Source organism: Roseateles chitinivorans (genome assembly GCF_002761755.1).
In the GTDB taxonomy this organism is placed as follows: Bacteria; Pseudomonadota; Gammaproteobacteria; order Burkholderiales; family Burkholderiaceae_C; genus Roseateles; species Roseateles chitinivorans.
Genome location: NZ_PEOG01000016.1, coordinates 1 through 17214, shown reverse-complemented (window position 1 = coordinate 17214; position 17214 = coordinate 1). Strand labels below are relative to the sequence as shown.

At 70.0% G+C, this 17214-nt stretch carries 22 protein-coding genes; 18 read left to right on the top strand and 4 right to left on the bottom strand.

Annotated elements, in window-relative coordinates; translation table 11 throughout:
- Positions 1-48: 48 nt before the first annotated feature.
- The 15 genes from CS062_RS07520 to CS062_RS07455 all read left to right on the top strand — a co-directional run bounded on the left by CS062_RS07520 (position 49) and on the right by CS062_RS07455 (position 10543).
- Positions 49-312, top strand: a complete 264-nt coding sequence (locus CS062_RS07520) for a BolA family protein (protein ID WP_091721214.1) — start codon at positions 49-51, stop codon at positions 310-312.
- A gap of 116 nt (positions 313-428) precedes the next feature.
- The gene (hisG, locus tag CS062_RS07515; protein WP_099860883.1) at positions 429-1070 is read left to right on the top strand and encodes an ATP phosphoribosyltransferase; all 642 of its coding nucleotides are present in this window, start codon (positions 429-431) and stop codon (positions 1068-1070) included.
- Between the two features lie 35 nt (positions 1071-1105).
- Positions 1106-2425 (top strand): histidinol dehydrogenase, encoded by a 1320-nt coding sequence (gene hisD / locus CS062_RS07510; protein ID WP_099860881.1) that lies wholly within the window; start codon positions 1106-1108, stop codon positions 2423-2425.
- Positions 2426-2581: 156 nt separating this feature from the next.
- Positions 2582-4132 carry a methyl-accepting chemotaxis protein gene (locus CS062_RS27250; protein WP_158238701.1) on the top strand — a complete coding sequence of 517 codons (1551 nt, stop codon included), beginning with the start codon at positions 2582-2584 and terminating at the stop codon, positions 4130-4132.
- Between the two features lie 96 nt (positions 4133-4228).
- Positions 4229-4447 (top strand): CopG family transcriptional regulator, encoded by a 219-nt coding sequence (locus CS062_RS07500; RefSeq protein ID WP_088408424.1) that lies wholly within the window; start codon positions 4229-4231, stop codon positions 4445-4447.
- Entirely contained in the window at positions 4444-4956 is a 513-nt protein-coding gene (locus CS062_RS07495; protein WP_233217962.1) for a PIN domain-containing protein, read from the top strand. The genes CS062_RS07500 and CS062_RS07495 overlap by 4 nt, the downstream gene beginning before the upstream one ends.
- The gene (hisC, locus tag CS062_RS07490) at positions 4953-6053 is read left to right on the top strand and encodes a histidinol-phosphate transaminase (protein WP_099860878.1); all 1101 of its coding nucleotides are present in this window, start codon (positions 4953-4955) and stop codon (positions 6051-6053) included. Before CS062_RS07495 ends, hisC begins: the two co-directional genes overlap by 4 nt.
- A gap of 58 nt (positions 6054-6111) precedes the next feature.
- Positions 6112-6708 carry an imidazoleglycerol-phosphate dehydratase HisB gene (gene hisB / locus CS062_RS07485; RefSeq protein WP_099860876.1) on the top strand — a complete coding sequence of 199 codons (597 nt, stop codon included), beginning with the start codon at positions 6112-6114 and terminating at the stop codon, positions 6706-6708.
- A 5-nt stretch (positions 6709-6713) separates the two neighbouring features.
- On the top strand, positions 6714-7361 hold the full coding sequence (gene hisH / locus CS062_RS07480; RefSeq protein WP_199174199.1) for an imidazole glycerol phosphate synthase subunit HisH: 648 nt from the start codon (positions 6714-6716) through the stop codon (positions 7359-7361).
- Positions 7362-7448: 87 nt separating this feature from the next.
- Positions 7449-8192 (top strand): 1-(5-phosphoribosyl)-5-[(5-phosphoribosylamino)methylideneamino]imidazole-4-carboxamide isomerase, encoded by a 744-nt coding sequence (gene hisA / locus CS062_RS07475; RefSeq protein WP_099860874.1) that lies wholly within the window; start codon positions 7449-7451, stop codon positions 8190-8192.
- Between the two features lie 3 nt (positions 8193-8195).
- Complete coding sequence (gene hisF / locus CS062_RS07470; RefSeq protein WP_099860872.1) at positions 8196-8966, top strand: imidazole glycerol phosphate synthase subunit HisF; 771 nt, start codon at positions 8196-8198, stop codon at positions 8964-8966.
- Positions 8963-9646 (top strand): 16S rRNA (guanine(966)-N(2))-methyltransferase RsmD, encoded by a 684-nt coding sequence (rsmD, locus tag CS062_RS07465; protein ID WP_438270462.1) that lies wholly within the window; start codon positions 8963-8965, stop codon positions 9644-9646. The genes hisF and rsmD overlap by 4 nt, the downstream gene beginning before the upstream one ends.
- Before the next feature lie 9 nt (positions 9647-9655).
- Positions 9656-10165, top strand: a complete 510-nt coding sequence (gene coaD / locus CS062_RS07460; protein ID WP_199174192.1) for a pantetheine-phosphate adenylyltransferase — start codon at positions 9656-9658, stop codon at positions 10163-10165.
- A gap of 4 nt (positions 10166-10169) precedes the next feature.
- On the top strand, positions 10170-10298 hold the full coding sequence (locus CS062_RS27185; protein WP_259373103.1) for a hypothetical protein: 129 nt from the start codon (positions 10170-10172) through the stop codon (positions 10296-10298).
- The gene (locus CS062_RS07455) at positions 10289-10543 is read left to right on the top strand and encodes a YfhL family 4Fe-4S dicluster ferredoxin (protein ID WP_099860871.1); all 255 of its coding nucleotides are present in this window, start codon (positions 10289-10291) and stop codon (positions 10541-10543) included. The genes CS062_RS27185 and CS062_RS07455 overlap by 10 nt, the downstream gene beginning before the upstream one ends.
- A 25-nt stretch (positions 10544-10568) precedes the next feature.
- Here CS062_RS07455 and CS062_RS07450 read toward each other — a convergent pair whose 3' ends face one another.
- The 4 genes from CS062_RS07450 to CS062_RS07435 form a co-directional block, all read right to left on the bottom strand.
- Entirely contained in the window at positions 10569-11135 is a 567-nt protein-coding gene (locus tag CS062_RS07450) for a histidine phosphatase family protein (protein ID WP_099860870.1), read from the bottom strand.
- A 2-nt stretch (positions 11136-11137) separates the two neighbouring features.
- The gene (locus CS062_RS07445) at positions 11138-11932 is read right to left on the bottom strand and encodes an adenosylcobinamide-GDP ribazoletransferase (RefSeq protein WP_099860868.1); all 795 of its coding nucleotides are present in this window, start codon (positions 11930-11932) and stop codon (positions 11138-11140) included.
- A gap of 58 nt (positions 11933-11990) precedes the next feature.
- The gene (locus tag CS062_RS07440) at positions 11991-12941 is read right to left on the bottom strand and encodes a DUF3369 domain-containing protein (RefSeq protein ID WP_099860866.1); all 951 of its coding nucleotides are present in this window, start codon (positions 12939-12941) and stop codon (positions 11991-11993) included.
- 140 nt (positions 12942-13081) lie between these two features.
- Positions 13082-14104, bottom strand: coding sequence for a sensor domain-containing diguanylate cyclase (locus tag CS062_RS07435; RefSeq protein ID WP_099860864.1), 1023 nt, complete (start codon positions 14102-14104; stop codon positions 13082-13084).
- A gap of 236 nt (positions 14105-14340) precedes the next feature.
- Between CS062_RS07435 and CS062_RS07430 the strand changes: the two genes are divergently transcribed.
- From CS062_RS07430 to CS062_RS07420, 3 genes are all read left to right on the top strand, one after another.
- Positions 14341-15669, top strand: coding sequence for an MFS transporter (locus CS062_RS07430; RefSeq protein ID WP_099860862.1), 1329 nt, complete (start codon positions 14341-14343; stop codon positions 15667-15669).
- A gap of 150 nt (positions 15670-15819) precedes the next feature.
- The gene (locus CS062_RS07425; RefSeq protein ID WP_099860861.1) at positions 15820-16737 is read left to right on the top strand and encodes an amino acid ABC transporter substrate-binding protein; all 918 of its coding nucleotides are present in this window, start codon (positions 15820-15822) and stop codon (positions 16735-16737) included.
- A gap of 134 nt (positions 16738-16871) precedes the next feature.
- The coding region (locus CS062_RS07420; protein ID WP_143742277.1) for a hypothetical protein at positions 16872-17214 on the top strand (343 nt) is incomplete at its 3' end.

Genomic DNA, 17214 nt, shown 5'->3' with positions numbered 1-17214 from the left:
AGCACGAAAGCGCGCGCGCGAGGCGCCCGAGTAGAATCCCGCCCCATCATGGCCGATCCGACCCCCGCAGAAGTCCAGAGCTACATCGCCCAGGGTCTCGCTTGCAGCGAGCTCCAGGTCGAGGGCGACGGACGCCATTTCTTCGCGACGATCGTGTCGGCCGAGTTCGAGGGCCTGAGCCGGATCAAGCGCCACCAGCGCGTGTACCAGGCACTGGGCGATCGCATGCGCGAGCAGATCCACGCGCTGTCGATGAAGACGCTGACCCCCGCCGAGTTCGCGCAGCAAGGCAGCGCGCATCACCATCACTGAAAGCCACCCGGCTGCGAAGCGGGTGGCGGTGTGGCGCCGTCCGGTGAACCCGCTGCCGTCCCGCTGAACAGCCCGAAGCGCTTCCGCGTGGAGCGCGCGTTCAACGAGGACATCGCATGATCACCCTGGCACTCTCCAAGGGCCGCATCTTCGAAGAGACCCTGCCGCTGCTGGCGGCGGCCGGCATCCAGGTGCTGGAAGACCCGGACAGCTCCCGCAAGCTGATCCTCCCGACCAATCAAGCCGAGGTGCGCGTCGTGCTCGTGCGCGCGACCGACGTGCCGACCTATGTCGAGTACGGCGGCGCCGACCTCGGCGTGGCCGGCCGCGACGTGCTGATCGAGCATGGCGGCCAGGGCCTGTACCAGCCGCTGGACCTGCGCATCGCGCAGTGCCGCATGAGCGTCGCGGTGCGCGACGATTTCGACTACGAGAACGCGGTGCGCCAGGGCTCACGCATCCGCGTGGCCACCAAGTACACCGGCATCGCCCGCCAGCACTTCGCCGACAAGGGCGTGCACGTCGACCTCATCAAGCTCTACGGCTCGATGGAACTGGCGCCGCTGACCGGACTGGCCGATGCGATCGTCGACCTGGTCTCCACCGGCAGCACGCTCAAGGCCAACCGGCTGGTCGAGGTCGAGCGGATCATGGACATCTCCTCGCGCCTGGTGGTCAACCAGGCGGCGCTCAAGCTCAAGCGCGAGGCGCTCAAGCCGCTGATCGACGCGATCGGTTCGGCCATCCCGTCCGCCTGATCGAACCGTCCCCGACGCCTGCCCGGAGCCCCGCCATGAGCCCAGCCCTTCAACTTCGTACCCTCGTCACCACCGATGCGGACTTCGACGCGCAGTTCCAGCGCGTGCTGCACTGGTCGGCCGAGACCGATGCCGCGATCGAGTCGCGCGTCGCCGAGATCCTGGCCGATGTGCGCGAGCGCGGCGATGCCGCGGTGCTGGCGTACACCGCCCGCTTCGACCACCTGGAGGCCACGACGCTCGGCGCGTTGGAGCTGACGCGCGAGGAACTCCAGGCCGCCTTCGATGGCCTGCCCGCCGCGCAGGCACAGGCGCTGCAGCAGGCCGCCGAGCGGGTGCGCCGCTACCACGAGCGCCAGAAGCAGGCCTGCGGCCAGAGCTGGAGCTACCGCGACAAGGACGGCACGCTGCTGGGCCAGAAGGTCACGCCGCTGGATCGCGTCGGCATCTACGTGCCGGGCGGCAAGGCGGCCTACCCGTCCAGCGTGCTGATGAACGCGATCCCGGCCCAGGTCGCCGGCGTGCCGGAGATCGTCATGGTCGTGCCGACGCCGCGCGGCGAGAAGAATCCGCTGGTGCTGGCCGCCGCCTACGTGGCCGGCGTGCATCGCGCCTTCACCATCGGCGGCGCGCAGGCGGTCGGGGCGCTGGCCTACGGCACGGCCACCGTGCCGCGCGTGGACAAGATCACCGGACCGGGCAACGCCTACGTCGCCAGCGCGAAGAAGCATGTCTTCGGCCAGGTCGGCATCGACATGATCGCCGGGCCGAGCGAGATCCTGGTGCTGGCCGACGGCAGCACGCCGCCGGACTGGGTGGCGATGGACCTGTTCAGCCAGGCCGAGCACGACGAGCTCGCGCAGAGCATCCTGCTGTGTCCCGACGCCGGCTACATCGCCCGGGTGCGCGAGGCCATCGAGCGGCTGCTGCCCGGCATGCCGCGCCACGAGGTGATCCGCGCGTCGCTGGAAGGGCGCGGCGCGCTGATCCACACCCGCTCGATGGAAGAGGCCTGCGAGATCAGCAACCGCATCGCGCCGGAGCACCTGGAGGTCTCCAGCGCGGAGCCGCATCGCTGGGAGCCGCTGCTGCGCCACGCCGGCGCGATCTTCCTGGGTGCCTACACCAGCGAGTCGCTGGGCGACTACTGCGCCGGCCCCAACCATGTGCTGCCGACCTCGGGCACGGCGCGCTTCTCCTCGCCGCTGGGCGTCTACGACTTCCAGAAGCGCTCCAGCCTGATCGAGGTCAGCGAGGCCGGCGCCCAGGTGCTGGGCCCGATCGCCGCGACGCTGGCCTACGGCGAAGGGCTGCAGGCGCATGCGCAGGCGGCGGAGTTCCGGCTCAGGCGCTGACGCCGCGCCGCGGCGCGCCCGCGCAGATTTCACGCGGCGGCGGTGGGCAAACCCTGGCTCGCGGATAAACCGCCACATTTGCCGCTGTTTCGAGGTTCGCCCTTTCGTGCGAAGGACCTAGCATGCGTCGATCTCTCCATGACAGGACGGCGAAGCATGAAGATCTCGGATCTGCGCGTCGGGGTGCGCATCTCGTTGGGGTTTGCAGCAGTGTTGCTGGCCACGGTGCTTGTGGGCCTCGTGGCGATCAACCGGATGCAGGCGATCCAGAAGAACGTCGAGGACATGGGCGGGGACTGGATCCCGTCGATCAACGCCATCAACGCGTTGCGGGGGCAGCTCAACGAGCTGCGGCGCGCGGAGATGTCGATGTGCCTGAAGGAAGTGGTCCTCGAGGTCGAGGAGCAGCAGGAACGCATCAAGACGCTGCGCGAGAAGACGCTGCCCGAGCTGGCCAAGACTTATGAGGCGATGGTCAGCACGCCGGAGGAGTCCGAGCAGTGGAAGGAGGCCAAGGCCCGCTACGTCGCCTACCTGGGGATCCAGGACGGGTTGATCGCGGCGCGCAAGGCTGGCAACCGCGGCGAGTATCTGGCCACCGTCAGCGGCGAGTCCAGCAAGGCGTTCAGCGCTGTCATCGCTGCGACGCAGAAGCTGGTGGACATCAACACCCAAGGGGCCGAGGCCGATGTCGCGGAGTCGCGCACGGTCTACAAGGCGGTGCTCACCACGATGGCCGTGCTGATCGTCACCGCGCTGGCGGCCGGCGGCGTGCTGGCCTTCTACCTGACGCGCAGCACCGTCCGGCCGCTGACCGACATGGTGGGCGTCGCCAGCCGCGTCGCCGAGGGCGACCTGACCGTGGCGATCGACACCTCGCGTCGCGATGAGCTGGGACAGCTCGCGCAGGCGCTGTCGGCGATGCAGGGCGCATTGAACCGCTCGCTGTCGACGGTGCGCACCAGCGCGGAGAGCATCGCCATGTCCAGCGGCGAGGTGGCGGCGGGCAGCAGCGACCTGTCGGCGCGGACCGAGCAGATGGCCTCCAGCCTGGAGGAGACCGCGGCCACGATGCAGGCGCTGACCGACACGGTGCGCATGAACGCCGACGCCACGCGCCAGGCGAGCCAGCTCGCGCTCAACGCCAGCCAGGTCGCCGACCGTGGCGGCGTGGTGGTGTCGGAAGTGGTCAGCACGATGGACCAGATCAATGCGGCTTCCCGCAAGATCGCCGACATCATCGGCACGATCGACGGCATCGCCTTCCAGACCAACATCCTGGCGCTGAACGCGGCGGTGGAAGCCGCGCGGGCCGGCGAGCAGGGGCGCGGCTTCGCGGTGGTGGCGGGCGAGGTCCGCTCGCTGGCCCAGCGCAGCGCCGAGGCGGCGCGCGAGATCAAGGGCCTGATCGGCTCCTCGGTCGAGCGCGTCGAGGCCGGCGCGCGCCTGGTGGGCGATGCCGGCGAGACGATGCGCGAGATCGTCGCTGCGGTGCAGCGGGTGACGGACATCATCCAGGAGATCTCGTCGGCCACGCAGGAGCAGAGCACCAGCCTGATCGAAGTCGGCCAGGCCGTGCGGCGCCTGGACGAGGTCACCCAGCAGAACGCGGCGCTGGTCGAGGAATCCTCGGCCGCCTCGGAATCGCTGCGCGAGCAGGCGGGCAGCCTGCAGCACGTCGTCGCGCAGTTCCGTCTCCAGGCCTGAAGCGCGCCACAGCCGGCTGAATCGGAACGTCGCCGCAGGGCCTTTGCGGGACACGAAGTTCGTGGAACACGAACTTCGTGCTACTCTACGGCCTTCATGAAGAACGTCACCGTCACCATGGAAGACAGCGTCGCCGAGTGGGCGAGGCTGGAGGCGGCGCGGCGCAACACCAGCGTCTCGCGGCTGGTCGGCGAGCTGCTCGCCGAGAAGATGCGTCACGACGACGCCTATGAGCGCGCGCTGCAGGACTGGCTGCACCGCGAGCGCACCTGGTCCTCCGACGGCCAGCCCTATCCGGGCCGGGAGCTGCTGTGAGCGCCGGTGTCGAGCTGACCGCCCCGGTGTTCGTGGACACCTCGGTGCTGATCCTCAGCGAGGACGGCGTCGACCCCGCCCGCCGCGCGCAGGCCATGCGCTGGCTGCGCGTCCTGTGGCAGCAGCGCCTGGGCCGCACCTCCAGCCAGGTGCTCAACGACTTCTACCGCGCCGTCACCACGCGCATCACGCCCGCCATGCCCAACGGCGACGCCCGGGCCGAGGTGCGCCGCTACCAGCGCTGGACGCCGTGGTCGACCGACCACGCCACCGTCGAGTCCGCCTGGTCGCTGGAAAGCCGCTTCGCGCTGCCCTATGGCGATGCGTTGATTGTCGCCGCCGCCAAGGCGCAGGGCTGCGAGACGCTGCTCAGCCTGGCGCTGCCGCATGGCCAGCTGTATGACAGCGTCCTGATCGTCGACCCGCTGCGCGCGCTGCCGGCGGGCGTCGCCTTCGCCGACACCGATCCCCTCTCCGACTCCCCGCCGCCGCTGGCGGTCGCCCCATGAAAGCTGCCCTCGATCGAGCCCTCGGTGTCCTGCGCGACGATGTCCGCGCCATGCAGGCCTATGCGGTGCATCCGTCGGCCGGCCTGATCAAGCTGGACGCGATGGAGAACCCGTTCCGGCTGCCTGGCGAGCTGCAGCAGGCGCTGGGCGAGCGCCTGGGCGCCGTCGCGATCAACCGCTATCCCGGCGAGCGCACCCAGCACCTGGCGCGCGCGCTCGCCGCGCATGCCGGCCTGTCCGAGGGCAAGGCGCTGATGCTGGGCAACGGCTCGGACGAACTGATCTCGCTGCTGGCGATGGCGGTGAGCAAGCCGGGCGAGCGCGTCGTCGTGCTGGCGCCGCTGCCGGGCTTCGTCATGTACGGGCTGTCGTCGGCCTACCAGCACCTGGACTTCGTCGGCGTGCCGCTGACCGCCGACTTCGAGCTCGACGAGGCCGCGATGCTGGCCGCCATCGCCGAGCATCGGCCCGCGATCGTCTACCTGGCCTATCCGAACAACCCGACCGCCAACCTCTGGGACGACGCGGTCATCGAGCGCATCGCCCATGCCGCGCCGGGACTGGTCGTGATGGACGAGGCCTACCAGCCCTTCGCCGCCCGCGACGCGATGGCGCTGATGGCGCGCCATCCGCAGGTGCTGATCATGCGCACGATGAGCAAGTTCGGCCTGGCCGGCGTGCGCATCGGCTACCTGATGGGCCATGCCGAGCTGATCCACCACATCGACAAGCTGCGCCCGCCCTACAACGTCAGCGTGCTGAATGCGGAAGCCGGCCTGTTCGCGCTCGAGCATGCCGAGGTCTACGCGCTTCAGGCCGCCGCGCTGCGCGACGGACGGGCCGCGCTGCAGGCCGCGCTGGCGCGGCTGCCCGGCGTGCGGGCCTATCCGAGCGAGGCCAACATGATCCTGGTGCGCGTGCCCGACGCCGATCGGCTGCATGCCGACATGAAGTCGCGCGGCGTGCTGGTCAAGAATGTCTCGGGCATGCACCCGCTGCTGGCGGGCTGCCTGCGGCTGACGGTCGGCACCGCCGACGAGAACGCGGCGATGCTGGCGGCGCTCGAAGCCTCGCTCGCCGCGCTGGTTTCCGCCTGATGCCAGACTGGCGCAAGCCGGCAGAGGTCCACTGTCTTCCTGATCCCCTGGAATCCCCATGAGCTCCGAACGCATCGCCGAAGTCCGCCGCGACACCAAGGAAACGCAGATCCGCGTGCGCGTGAACCTGGACGGCACCGGCCAGTCGACGCTGAACACCGGCATCGGCTTCTTCGACCACATGCTCGACCAGATCGCCCGCCACGGGTTGATCGACCTCGACATCGAGGCCAAGGGCGACCTGCACATCGACGGCCACCACACCGTCGAGGACGTCGGCATCACGCTGGGCATGGCGGTGGCGCAGGCGATCGGCGACAAGAAGGGCATCACCCGCTACGGCCACAGCTACGTGCCGCTGGACGAGGCGCTGTCGCGCGTGGTGGTGGACTTCTCCGGCCGGCCCGGGCTGGCGATGGAGGTGAAGTTCACCGCCGGATCGGTCGGCGCCTTCGACACGCAGCTGACCTACGAGTTCTTCCAGGGCTTCGTGAATCACGCGCTGGTCTCGCTGCACGTGGACAACCTCAAGGGCCACAACGCGCACCACCAGTGCGAGACGATCTTCAAGGCCTTCGGCCGCGCGCTGCGCATGGCGATGACGCCGGACCCGCGCTCGGCCGGCGTGATCCCGTCGACGAAGGGCACGCTGTGAGCGTCATGCCCAGGACGGTCGCCGTCGTCGATTACGGCATGGGCAACCTGCGCTCGGTGTCGCAGGCAGTGATGGCCGCGGCCCAGGACCAGGGCGTGCGGGTGCTCATCACCGCCGATCCCGACGAGGTCTACGCCGCCGAACGCATCGTGCTGCCCGGCCAGGGCGCGATGCGCGACTGCATGCGCGAACTGGCCGACAGCGGGCTGAAGGAAGCGGTGCTGGACGGCGCCGCGCGCAAGCCGCTGATGGGCGTGTGCGTCGGCATGCAGATGCTGCTGGACCACAGCGAGGAGCAGGACACGCCCGGCCTGGGCCTGATCCCCGGCCGGGTGAAGCGCTTCCGGCTCGAGGGGCAGCTGCAGCCCGACGGCAGCCGCTACAAGGTGCCGCAGATGGGCTGGAACCGCGTGCACCAGACGCGGGCGCATCCGGTCTGGGGCGAGGTGCCGGACGAGAGCTGGTTCTACTTCGTCCACAGCTTCTACGCCGAGACGTCGGACCCGCGCGACAGCGCCGGCCAGAGCGAGTACGGCCTGCGCTTTACCTGTGCGGTGGCGCGGGATAACATTTTTGCCACCCAATTCCACCCCGAGAAAAGTGCCGCGTCCGGGCTCGCCCTGTACCGCAATTTCCTGCACTGGGCGCCCTGAGGCCGGGCTTCCGGTCCTGCATCGCACGCCACTTTCTCGCGCGTCCCTCCCTCTCTCCCCCTTCCTCCACCCCTAGCTCCCCGGGCCATGCTGCTGATTCCCGCGATCGACCTGAAAGACGGCAAGTGCGTCCGCCTCAAGCAAGGCGACATGAACGACTCCACGACCTTCGGCGAGGACCCGGCGCAGATGGCGCGACGATGGGTCGACGCCGGCGCGCGTCGCCTGCACCTCGTGGACCTGAACGGCGCCTTCGCCGGCAAGCCGGTCAACGAGGCCGCGATCAAGGCGATCCTGCGCGAGGTCGGCGACGACATCCCGGTGCAGCTGGGCGGCGGCATCCGCGACCTGGACACGATCGAGCGCTACCTGGACGACGGTCTCTCGTACGTGATCATCGGCACCGCGGCGGTGAAGAACCCGGGCTTCCTCAAGGACGCGGCATCGGCCTTCGGCGGCCACATCATCGTGGGCCTGGACGCCAAGGACGGCAAGGTCGCCACCGACGGCTGGAGCAAGCTGACCGGCCACGAGGTCATCGACCTGGCGAAGAAATTCGAGGATTACGGCATCGAGGGCGTGATCTACACCGACATCGGCCGCGACGGCATGCTCACCGGCATCAACCTCGACGCGACGGTGAAGCTGGCGCAGGCCTTGTCCATCCCGGTGATCGCCTCGGGCGGGCTGTCCAACATCGCCGACATCGAGGCGCTGTGCGCGGTCGAGTCCGAAGGCGTGGGCGGCGTGATCTGCGGTCGCGCGATCTACACCGGCGACCTGGACTTCGCCGCGGCGCAGCGTCGGGCCGACGAGCTGAACGGGGACTGAGCGGTGCTGGCCAAGCGGATCATCCCGTGCCTGGACGTGACCGGCGGTCGCGTCGTGAAGGGCGTCAACTTCGTCGAGCTGCGCGATGCGGGAGATCCGGTCGAGATCGCGGCCCGCTACAACGAGCAGGGGGCGGACGAACTGACCTTCCTGGACATCACCGCCACCAGCGACGGCCGTGACCTGATCCTGCCGATCATCGAGCGCGTCGCCTCGCAGGTCTTCATCCCGCTGACGGTGGGTGGCGGCGTGCGCTCGGTCGCCGACGTGCGGCGGCTGCTGAATGCGGGCGCGGACAAGGTCAGCTTCAACTCGGCCGCGGTGGCCGACCCCGAGCTGATCCGCGCGGCCTCCGACAAGTACGGCGCGCAGTGCATCGTCGTGGCGATCGACGCCAAGCGGCGCCAGAACGCCGACGGCAGCGTCGGCTGGGACGTGTACACCCATGGCGGCCGCAAGAACACCGGCCTGGACGCGATCGAGTGGGCGACGCGGATGGCCGACCTGGGCGCCGGCGAGATCCTGCTGACCAGCATGGACCGCGACGGCACCAAGAGCGGTTTCGACCTTTCGCTGACCCGCGCGGTGGCGGACGCGGTCAGCGTGCCGGTGATCGCCTCGGGCGGCGTCGGCTCGCTGCAGGACCTGGCCGACGGCATCACGCAGGGCGGCGCCGATGCGGTCCTGGCCGCGAGCATCTTCCATTACGGCGATCACACCGTCGGCGAGGCCAAGGCGCTGATGGCGTCCCAGGGCATCCCGGTGCGGCAATGAGCGCCTCGTCCGGCGGCCGCGCCAAGGCGAATCCGACCGAGGGCCTGCGCCGTGCGGGCCGCCCCGGTCCCCGGGTGACGGTGGGCGAGGGCGCGATGAAGCCGCGTCCGCCCAAGGCCGCCGGTCCTGGCGAGGTGCGCATCGTCGGCGGGGTCTGGAAGCGCTCCAAGCTGCCGGTGCCGTTCAGCCCGGGTCTGCGGCCCACGCCCGATCGAGTGCGGGAGACGCTGTTCAACTGGCTCGGCCAGGACCTGGCCGGCTGGCGCGTGCTGGACGCCTTCGCCGGCAGCGGGGCGCTGGGCTTCGAGGCCGCGTCGCGCGGGGCTGCGGGGGTGACGCTGCTGGAGCGCGACGCCGCGCTCGCCAGCGCGCTGCGCGCCAACCTGAAGCGCCTGGACAAGGACGGCACCGTGCCGATGGTGATCGAGAACGCCGATGCGCTGGCCTGGATGCGGCGTGCGGCGCCCGGCTCGCTGGACCTGGTGTTCCTGGATCCGCCGTTCGCGCAGGACCTGTTCCTCCCGGCGCTGGCCGCGGCGGCGCCGCTGCTGGCGGAGGGCGGCCTGATCTATCTGGAATCGCCGCATCCGGTGGAAGCGCCGCCGGCATTGGGCTTGTCCGTGTGGAAGGAAGGGCGGGCCGGGGCGGTGCATTACCGCCTGCTGCGACGCGGCGGATAATCCGCGCCCATGACTTCGCAGACCCTGCTGACCGCCGTCTACCCCGGCACCTTCGATCCGATGACCCTCGGCCACGAGGATCTGGTGCGCCGCGCGAGCCGGTTGTTCGAGCGGCTGGTGCTCGCGGTCGCTGCCGGACACCACAAGAAGACGATGTTCAGTGTCGACGAACGCCTGGCCATGGCCCGCGCGCTGGTCGCGCCGTATCCGAATGTCGAAGTGGTCGCCTTCAAGGGGCTGCTGCGCGACTTCGTGATGGAGAACGGCGGCAAGGTGGTCGTCCGTGGCCTGCGGGCCGTCTCGGACTTCGAGTACGAATTCCAGATGGCCGGCATGAACCGGCAGTTGATGCCGGAGGTGGAGACGGTGTTCCTGACGCCGTCGGACCATTACCAGTTCATCTCTTCGACCTTCGTCCGGGAGATCGCCACGCTCGGTGGCGAGGTGTCCAAGTTCGTCTCGCCGCTGGTGCGGGAGCGGCTGGAAGACCGGATCGCCAAGAACCGCATGGAGCAGTAAGGCCATGGCGCTGATGATCACCGACACGAGAGGCGGAAACAGGCAAGGCATGCCTTGCCCCGCCGAGCGCGGCGAGCGCTTGCAAGCGCTTGCCGTGTTCGTCGGTCGCTGGGAGGGCGCAGCATGGCGCTGATGATTACGGACGAATGCATCAATTGCGACGTGTGCGAGCCCGAGTGCCCGAACCACGCGATCTCGATGGGCGAGGAGTACTACCAGATCGACCCCGGCAAGTGCACCGAGTGCGTCGGGCACTTCGACGAACCGCAATGCGCGACGCTGTGCCCGGTCGCCTGCATCCCGGTCGATCCGGCGCATGTCGAGTCGCGCGAGACGCTGATGCAGAAGTACATCCGGCTGACCGAGCAGGCCGCCTGAGGACGTCCTCGGCGGGCGGCGGCGCTCAGAGCGCCCAGCGTTCACCATAGGCCGGCGGTCGCGGCCACTGGTCCGCACGCGGCAGCTCGCCGGGATGCTCCGCGGACCATCGCCGCGCCAGCATCCATCCCCCATGACTGACCACCAGCGCGCCGCCCGACCAGGCCGACGCGCGGGCCAGCAGCGTGGTCAGCGCCTCACCGCCCGCCGGCGCGAAGCGGGCGAAGTCTGCGACCCAGGCGTCGATCTCCGCCTTCGGGATCCCGGCCCATGGCCGACCGTCCCAGTCGCCGAAGTCCAGTTCCGCGAGCGCCGCGTCCTGGTGGTGACGCCATCCCCAGCGCTTGAGCCAGCGTCCGACGTCGGCACAGCGCCGCAGCGGGGACGTCCACACCACATGCGGCAGCCGATGCCGCCGCGCATGGGCCTGGATCCGCCGCGCGAGGCGCTTGGCCCGGCGGCGCGCCACCGGCAGGTCGCAGCGCGCGCCGACACACAGCCCGTGCGCGCCGTCCGGGCGGGGATGCCGCCAGACGCTCAACGCACCGTCAGCGCGGGCGCTGGCGCTGGCGTTCGGGAGGCCGCCGCTCATCGTCAATCCACCGGGAACAGCGGCGCCAGCGCCAGGAAGGCCAACAGGGCGCCGAGCTCCACGACCTGCTGGGTCGCGCCCAGCGTGTCGCCGGTGTAGCCGTGCAGGCGCCGTTCCAGCATCGACTGCATGTAGAAGGTCAGCCCCGCCGCCACCACCACCGCGCCCAGCATCAGCGGCATGTTCTCCGGCGTCAGCCAGGCGCCGGCCGCCGTCGCCAGCACCACCAGGCCCAGCGCGATCGCCAGGCCCGGGCCGCTGATCTGCGTCGCCAGCGGCTTGGCCTTGGCATGGTCGGCGTCGCCGGCATAGGGCAGCGCATGCAGCAGCCAGACCGGCGCCGCCCGCGACGCCACATGCGCCCAGACGATCGCCAGCGCCGCCAGCGCCGGATCGGTGTCCGCCAGGCCCAGCAGCACCGCCGCCTTCAGGCCCAGCACCAGGATCAGCCCCAGCGCGCCGTAGCTGCCGATGCGCGAGTCCTTCATGATGGCCAGCGCCTTCTCGCGCGACACCGCGCCGCCGAGCGCGTCGCAGCTGTCCGCGAGCCCGTCCTCATGGAAGCCGCCGGTCAGCCAGACGCTGGCCGCCATCGCCAGTCCCACCGCCACCGTGGCCGGGAACAGCTGCATCGCCCCCCACAGCACCAGCGCCGAGCAGCCGCCCACCACCGCGCCAACGAGCGGGAAGTAGCGCGCGCACTGCTGCAGCCAGGCGGGCTCGAAGCCGACCCAGCGTGGCACCGGCACGCGGGTGAAGAACTGCAGGGCGATGAAGAAGAGGCGAAGTTGATGCATGGACGCGGCACCGCGGAACCCCGGAATCCCGGGAAAGCGGCCGCGATGATAGGGCGCTTCAGCGCGCGCGATCCCGTGCCAGCAACCCCTCGTAGGCGATCGCGACGTTGGCGCAGAAGATGTCCAGCATCTCGCGCCCTTCGTCGTCGATCGGATCGGACAGCACCATGTAGAGCAGGCTCTCGTTGCCCGAGTGGGTCCGGTAGTAGCCGATGAAGCGCCCGTCCTCGAAGCGGCTCTCGCGCGTGACGAGCGCCAGGTCCAGCGCGTCGCGCACGTCGGGCGGCAGGTCGGTGAGGCGGTGGCCGGCGAGCAGCCCCTGGTACTCGGAGGTGGCGGCCAGCACCTGCAGCCGGCCCTCGGCATGCGAGGCCGCGTACATGCGGCTCGCGCACAGGCCCTGCGCCTGGTAGCCCAGCATGTGCCCGACCTGCTCCAGCAGCGCCGACGCGAAGTGGCGCAGGTTGCTCGAGTCGTGGATCTGGGTGATCGCGTCGATCGAGCGCCGCAGCGCCGCGCGGGACTGCGACAGGATGACGATGTCCCGATAGGAGCGCAGCGCCGAATAGAAGACGGTGATCAGCTTGCGCTTGGTCAGCTCCGTCTTCTCCTTGTAGTCATTGATGTCGTAGGTCTTGATGACGTGCTCTTCCGGCGCCTGGCCCGGCTGCCCGGTGCGCAGCACGATGCGCACCTGCGTGTTGCGCAGCTCCTCGCGGATGAAGCGGGCGACGTCCAGCCCGGCGTGCTCCGACTCCATCACCACGTCCAGCAGGATCAGCGCGATGTCGTTGCGGTCGCGCAGCACGTCGCGCGCCTCGCTGCCGCTGTAGGCATTCAGGAACTGGAGCCTGCGGCCGGCGAACTCGAAGTCCGCCATGACCAGCTGGGTGACCTGGTGCACGGCCGGATCGTCGTCCACGATCATCACCACCCAGGGATCGAGCGCGCGCGTCCGGTGGTCCTCCCCCGGTTCCGGCAGCTCGTCGGCGAACACCATGTCGGTCATCGGTCCCTCCCTGGGCTCTTGATGTGCGGCCAATTATCAGCAGCGGCCGTGACAAGGGAATGCGGACATGCACGCGGGCGTGGCGCGGCGTGTGATCCCCGCACGGTTTCGGCGCCGGCGCCGGGCGCCGCTCGGAGCGCTCAACAGGGCGGGTCCAGCGGCGCCGGCCCGGTGCGGTCCCGGCCCTGGCGCGTGCGCTTGGCCTCGTACATCCGCATGTCGGCGCACTCCATCAGCGCCGTCGCGTCGCGCCAGTCCTCGGGGCAGCGCGAGGCCCCCATGCTCGCCCGCAGCCGCAGCACCCGGTCGAGGTAGCCGAAGGGGCCCTCGACGGCGGCCTGGATGCGATCGAGCGTCGTCTCCAGCGTCGCGGCCGAGCCCGCATGCGTCAGCAGCACCGCGAACTCGTCGCCGCCCAGCCGGGCGACCGTGTCCGACTCCCGGGTCGCCGCGGCCAGGCGGCGGCTGAACTCGATCAGGGCGGCGTCGCCGGCCGCATGGCCGAGGCTGTCGTTGATGAGCTTCAAGCCGTCCATGTCCAGCAGCAGCACGGCGATCGGCGGGTCGCCGCGCTCGACCTCGGCGGTCGCATGCCGCAGCCGGTCCATGAAGAGGGAGCGGTTGGCCAGGCCGGTCATGTCGTCATGGGTGGCGCGGTGGAAGAGGTCGTCGCGGCCGTAGCGGGTGGCCCAGTACATCGCCGCGCCGAGCACCTTGGACATCAGCGAAAGCACCTCCACCTCGCGGTTGCCGAAGTTGCGGGTGCGGGCGGAGAAGGCCTTGAGCACGCCGACCGGCGTGCCCTGGTGCGACAGCGGCAGCACGACCATCGAGCGCAGCCCGACACGACGGCAGGCCTCGAGGTCGACGCGGCTGTCGGACTCGACGTCCTCGCAGATCAGCGGGATGCCCTGGCGCAGGCAGGTGCCGGAGAGGCTGCCGTCGCGGCGCACCCGCACGCCCAGCTGATGGGAGGCGGCGCCGGCGACGGCGCGGTAGACCAGGTCCTCGCCTTCGGCCAGCTCGATCGCGGCACCGTCGGCATCGACGAGCTCCAGCGTGCCGTGGACCGACAGCGACATCACGCCGGCCAGGTCCAGTCCCAGCTGGGCGACCTGGCTGTGGATCTCGATGATGCGGAGAAGCGCTTCCCGGCTCGGCATCGATCGCCCCGAAGAGGACCGCTCCCTGGCCCTGCCGGCGGCCGCGCGCGCACTGTCGTGCGTCGGTGCGCGGCACCACCTTGCCGGCGTGGCGCCAGTCTAGACCTCGCGCCGCCGCGATTCATCCCCTGTTTCCGGTGAAAGGAGGGACTTGGGGGACCGTCGGCCCGGGGATTCTCCGGATGCCGGCCATGTCTTTACGCAGTGGAGACCGACGGTGCGCAGAATCGCGCCCCATGCCCGAAAACAAATCCGTTCCCGCTGGCGACCCCGTCGCGGCCCCCACCGCGACACCCGGCGCGACACCTGCCGCGACACCCGCCGCGATGCAGCCCTTCACGCCCTACCAGCGCCTGGCCGCCGGCCTGATGGCGTTGCTGCAGTTCACCGTGGTGCTGGACTTCATGATCATGTCCCCGCTGGGCGTGATGATCATGCCGGCGCTGCGGATGAGCGCCGGCGAGTTCGGCTCCGCCGTCTCGGCCTACGCCTTCAGCGCCGGCATCGCGGGGCTGCTGACCGCCGGCTTCGCCGACCGCTTCGACCGCAAGCGGCTGCTGCTGTTCTTCTTCGGCGGCTTCCTGCTGGGCACGCTGTGGTGCGGCCTGGCTACCAGCTTCGTTTCGCTGCTGGCGGCGCGCATCGTCACCGGCCTGTTCGGCGGCGTCATCGGCTCCATCGTCATGGCCATCACCGCCGACCTGTTCCCGCCCGCGCAGCGCGGCCGGGTGATGGGCCTGCTGCAGGGCGGCTTCGCGGCCAGCCAGGTGCTGGGGCTGCCGTTCTCGATCTTCCTGGCCTCGCGCTTCGACTGGCATGCGCCGTTCATCGCGATCGTGCTGTTCGGGCTGCTCGCCGCGCTGGTGATCATGGTCAAGCTGCAGCCGGTGAATGCGCACCTGGGCGCGGCCGGCACCGGCCGGCACAGCGCCGGCCGGCATCTGCTGCAGACGGTGCGCGTGTCGCGCCAGCAGCTCGCCTTCGCGCTGACCGCGCTGCTGACGACGGGTGGCTTCATGCTGATGCCCTTCGCCAGCGCCTTCGTGGTGCACAACGTCGGCATCCCGCTGGATCACCTGCCGGTGATCTACCTGGTGACCGGCATCTGCACCCTGGTCTTCTCGCCGCTGATCGGCCGCATGGCCGACCGCGTCGGCGCGATGCCCGTGTTCTACGCCGGTTGCGCGATCACCATCGCCACGGTCGCCGTCTACACCCACCTGGGCCCGTCGCCGCTGTGGCTGCTGATCCTGGTGAACGTGGTGATGTTCGTGGGCATCTTCTCGCGCATGATCCCGGCCCAGGCGACGCTCGCCGGCGTGCCCGCGCCGGAGCAGCGCGGATCGTTCAACGCGATCAATTCGGCGCTGCAGCAACTCGCCGGCGGCGTGGCCTCGCTGGTGGCGGGCCACATCGTCCACATCGGGCCGGATGGCCATGTCAACGACTTCCCGCATGTGGGCTATGTCGTGATCGGGTCGACGCTGGTGGCCGCCCTGCTGATGCGCCAACTGGTGCGTGGCCAGCCGGCGGGCGGCGCGCCGGCGACCGCGCCGTCCCGGTAAGTTCGGTTGTCGACCTGTGATTGATTTCACGGAAGGGTCCGGCTTCCGGTCCAACGGTTCCGAACCGGTGGTCGAGCGGGGGGCGCTGGTGAGGCTTCGGTGAGGGTGACTCCCTAGAATTCAGGGTTTTCACCGACCCGAGACTCGCCCATGTCATCCGCGATCCGGCGCCTGAGCGGCGCCGTTGTCATGTCCGCCGCAGCGCTGACCTCGCTGTCGGCCGCCGCCGCCGGTCCCGTCATCGACACGATGGCCCGCATCAAGGAGTCCCGCACGATCACGCTCGGCGTGCGCGAGTCGTCCCGTCCGTTCTCCTTCGTCAATGAGCAGAAGCAGGGCCAGGGCTACTCGGTCGAGCTGTGCCTGGCGGCCGTCGACGAGATCAAGAAGGAACTCAAGCTGCCGGAGCTGAAGGTCAACTACGTCGTCGTCACCGGCGCGGACCGCATCCCCAAGCTGCAGAAGGGCGACATCGACCTGGAGTGCGGCTCCACGACCAACACCAAGGCGCGGCAGGAGCAGGTCGACTTCAGCTACACGATCTTCGTCGCCGGCATGCGGGTGCTGCTGGCCAACGGCACCAAGGTCGAGACGATCAAGGACCTGGACGGCATGACGATCGCGCTGGCCAAGGGCACGACCTCGGAGAAGCTCTTCAACCAGCTGAACAACTCCGGCGAAGCCCGGATGACGCTGACGCAGTACGCCAACAACGGCGAGGCCTTCAAGGCGCTGCGCGAGGGCAAGGCCCGCGCGTTCGCGCAGGACGATGCGCTGCTGCTGGGGCTGGCCTCCAAGGAGAAGGCGCTGGACAGCCTGAGCCTGGGCGGCATGGCCTTCTCGGTCGAGCCCTACGGGATCATGATGCGCAAGGGCGACGCCCGCCTCGCGACCGTGGTGGACCGCGCCCTGAGCCGCGTCTATGCCAGCGGCGAGATCGACCAGCTCTACGCCAAGTGGTTCCAGACCGCGGCGCTGTCGATCCCGATGAACCGCCTGACCCGCGACGGCTTCAAGCGTCCCAACAAGGAAGCCGGCGTGGCGATGCTGCTGGGTTATTCCATCTGATCCGCGAGCGTCGCTCGAGGAACTCCGGCGGGCCTCAGGGCCCGCTTCGCATTTCTGGCACTCCCTAGGGCTTGGGGGACGCGGGCGGACCCATCGCCCCGACACTGCGCGCTCCTCACTGCCGCAGGATCGTCATGCGCCTGGATGCCTTCCGCCGTTGCCTGATGCCGTTGATGTCGCTGGTGCTGGTCATGGCGGCCCCGCCCGCCCGCGCCTACGAGGCGCCGACCGGCTGGACGATGCGCGTGGTCGACGACGGGCTGCTGCAGCAGCCGGCCGACCTGCCGCCCGGCAAGGTCATGCAGCTCTGGGCGGCGCCGCCGCTGGAGGTCGGTCGCGACCAGGGCCTGGACGCGTTCGCGCGCATCCGGGAGCCCCTGCGGGGGCTGGGCGGGAGCGGACGTCCGGCCTGCCGCGCGCCCGAACTGCTGACCGCCGGCGTGGTGGTGCAGAGCTGCGTGGTGACGGTGGCGGGCG

What these genes read in the sequence shown, in the direction of transcription:
- CS062_RS07520 (WP_091721214.1), top strand. Translation starts at nt 49, where the DNA reads ATGGCCGATCCGACCCCCGCAGAAGTCCAGAGCTACATCGCCCAGGGT.
- hisG (WP_099860883.1), top strand. Translation starts at nt 429, where the DNA reads ATGATCACCCTGGCACTCTCCAAGGGCCGCATCTTCGAAGAGACCCTG.
- hisD (WP_099860881.1), top strand. Translation starts at nt 1,106, where the DNA reads ATGAGCCCAGCCCTTCAACTTCGTACCCTCGTCACCACCGATGCGGAC.
- CS062_RS27250 (WP_158238701.1), top strand. Translation starts at nt 2,582, where the DNA reads ATGAAGATCTCGGATCTGCGCGTCGGGGTGCGCATCTCGTTGGGGTTT.
- CS062_RS07500 (WP_088408424.1), top strand. Translation starts at nt 4,229, where the DNA reads ATGAAGAACGTCACCGTCACCATGGAAGACAGCGTCGCCGAGTGGGCG.
- hisC (WP_099860878.1), top strand. Translation starts at nt 4,953, where the DNA reads ATGAAAGCTGCCCTCGATCGAGCCCTCGGTGTCCTGCGCGACGATGTC.
- hisB (WP_099860876.1), top strand. Translation starts at nt 6,112, where the DNA reads ATGAGCTCCGAACGCATCGCCGAAGTCCGCCGCGACACCAAGGAAACG.
- hisH (WP_199174199.1), top strand. Translation starts at nt 6,714, where the DNA reads ATGCCCAGGACGGTCGCCGTCGTCGATTACGGCATGGGCAACCTGCGC.
- hisA (WP_099860874.1), top strand. Translation starts at nt 7,449, where the DNA reads ATGCTGCTGATTCCCGCGATCGACCTGAAAGACGGCAAGTGCGTCCGC.
- rsmD (WP_438270462.1), top strand. Translation starts at nt 8,963, where the DNA reads ATGAGCGCCTCGTCCGGCGGCCGCGCCAAGGCGAATCCGACCGAGGGC.
- coaD (WP_199174192.1), top strand. Translation starts at nt 9,656, where the DNA reads ATGACTTCGCAGACCCTGCTGACCGCCGTCTACCCCGGCACCTTCGAT.
- CS062_RS27185 (WP_259373103.1), top strand. Translation starts at nt 10,170, where the DNA reads ATGGCGCTGATGATCACCGACACGAGAGGCGGAAACAGGCAAGGCATG.
- CS062_RS07455 (WP_099860871.1), top strand. Translation starts at nt 10,289, where the DNA reads ATGGCGCTGATGATTACGGACGAATGCATCAATTGCGACGTGTGCGAG.
- CS062_RS07450 (WP_099860870.1), bottom strand. Translation starts at nt 11,135, where the DNA reads ATGAGCGGCGGCCTCCCGAACGCCAGCGCCAGCGCCCGCGCTGACGGT.
- CS062_RS07445 (WP_099860868.1), bottom strand. Translation starts at nt 11,932, where the DNA reads ATGCATCAACTTCGCCTCTTCTTCATCGCCCTGCAGTTCTTCACCCGC.
- CS062_RS07440 (WP_099860866.1), bottom strand. Translation starts at nt 12,941, where the DNA reads ATGACCGACATGGTGTTCGCCGACGAGCTGCCGGAACCGGGGGAGGAC.
- CS062_RS07435 (WP_099860864.1), bottom strand. Translation starts at nt 14,104, where the DNA reads ATGCCGAGCCGGGAAGCGCTTCTCCGCATCATCGAGATCCACAGCCAG.
- CS062_RS07430 (WP_099860862.1), top strand. Translation starts at nt 14,341, where the DNA reads ATGCCCGAAAACAAATCCGTTCCCGCTGGCGACCCCGTCGCGGCCCCC.
- CS062_RS07425 (WP_099860861.1), top strand. Translation starts at nt 15,820, where the DNA reads ATGTCATCCGCGATCCGGCGCCTGAGCGGCGCCGTTGTCATGTCCGCC.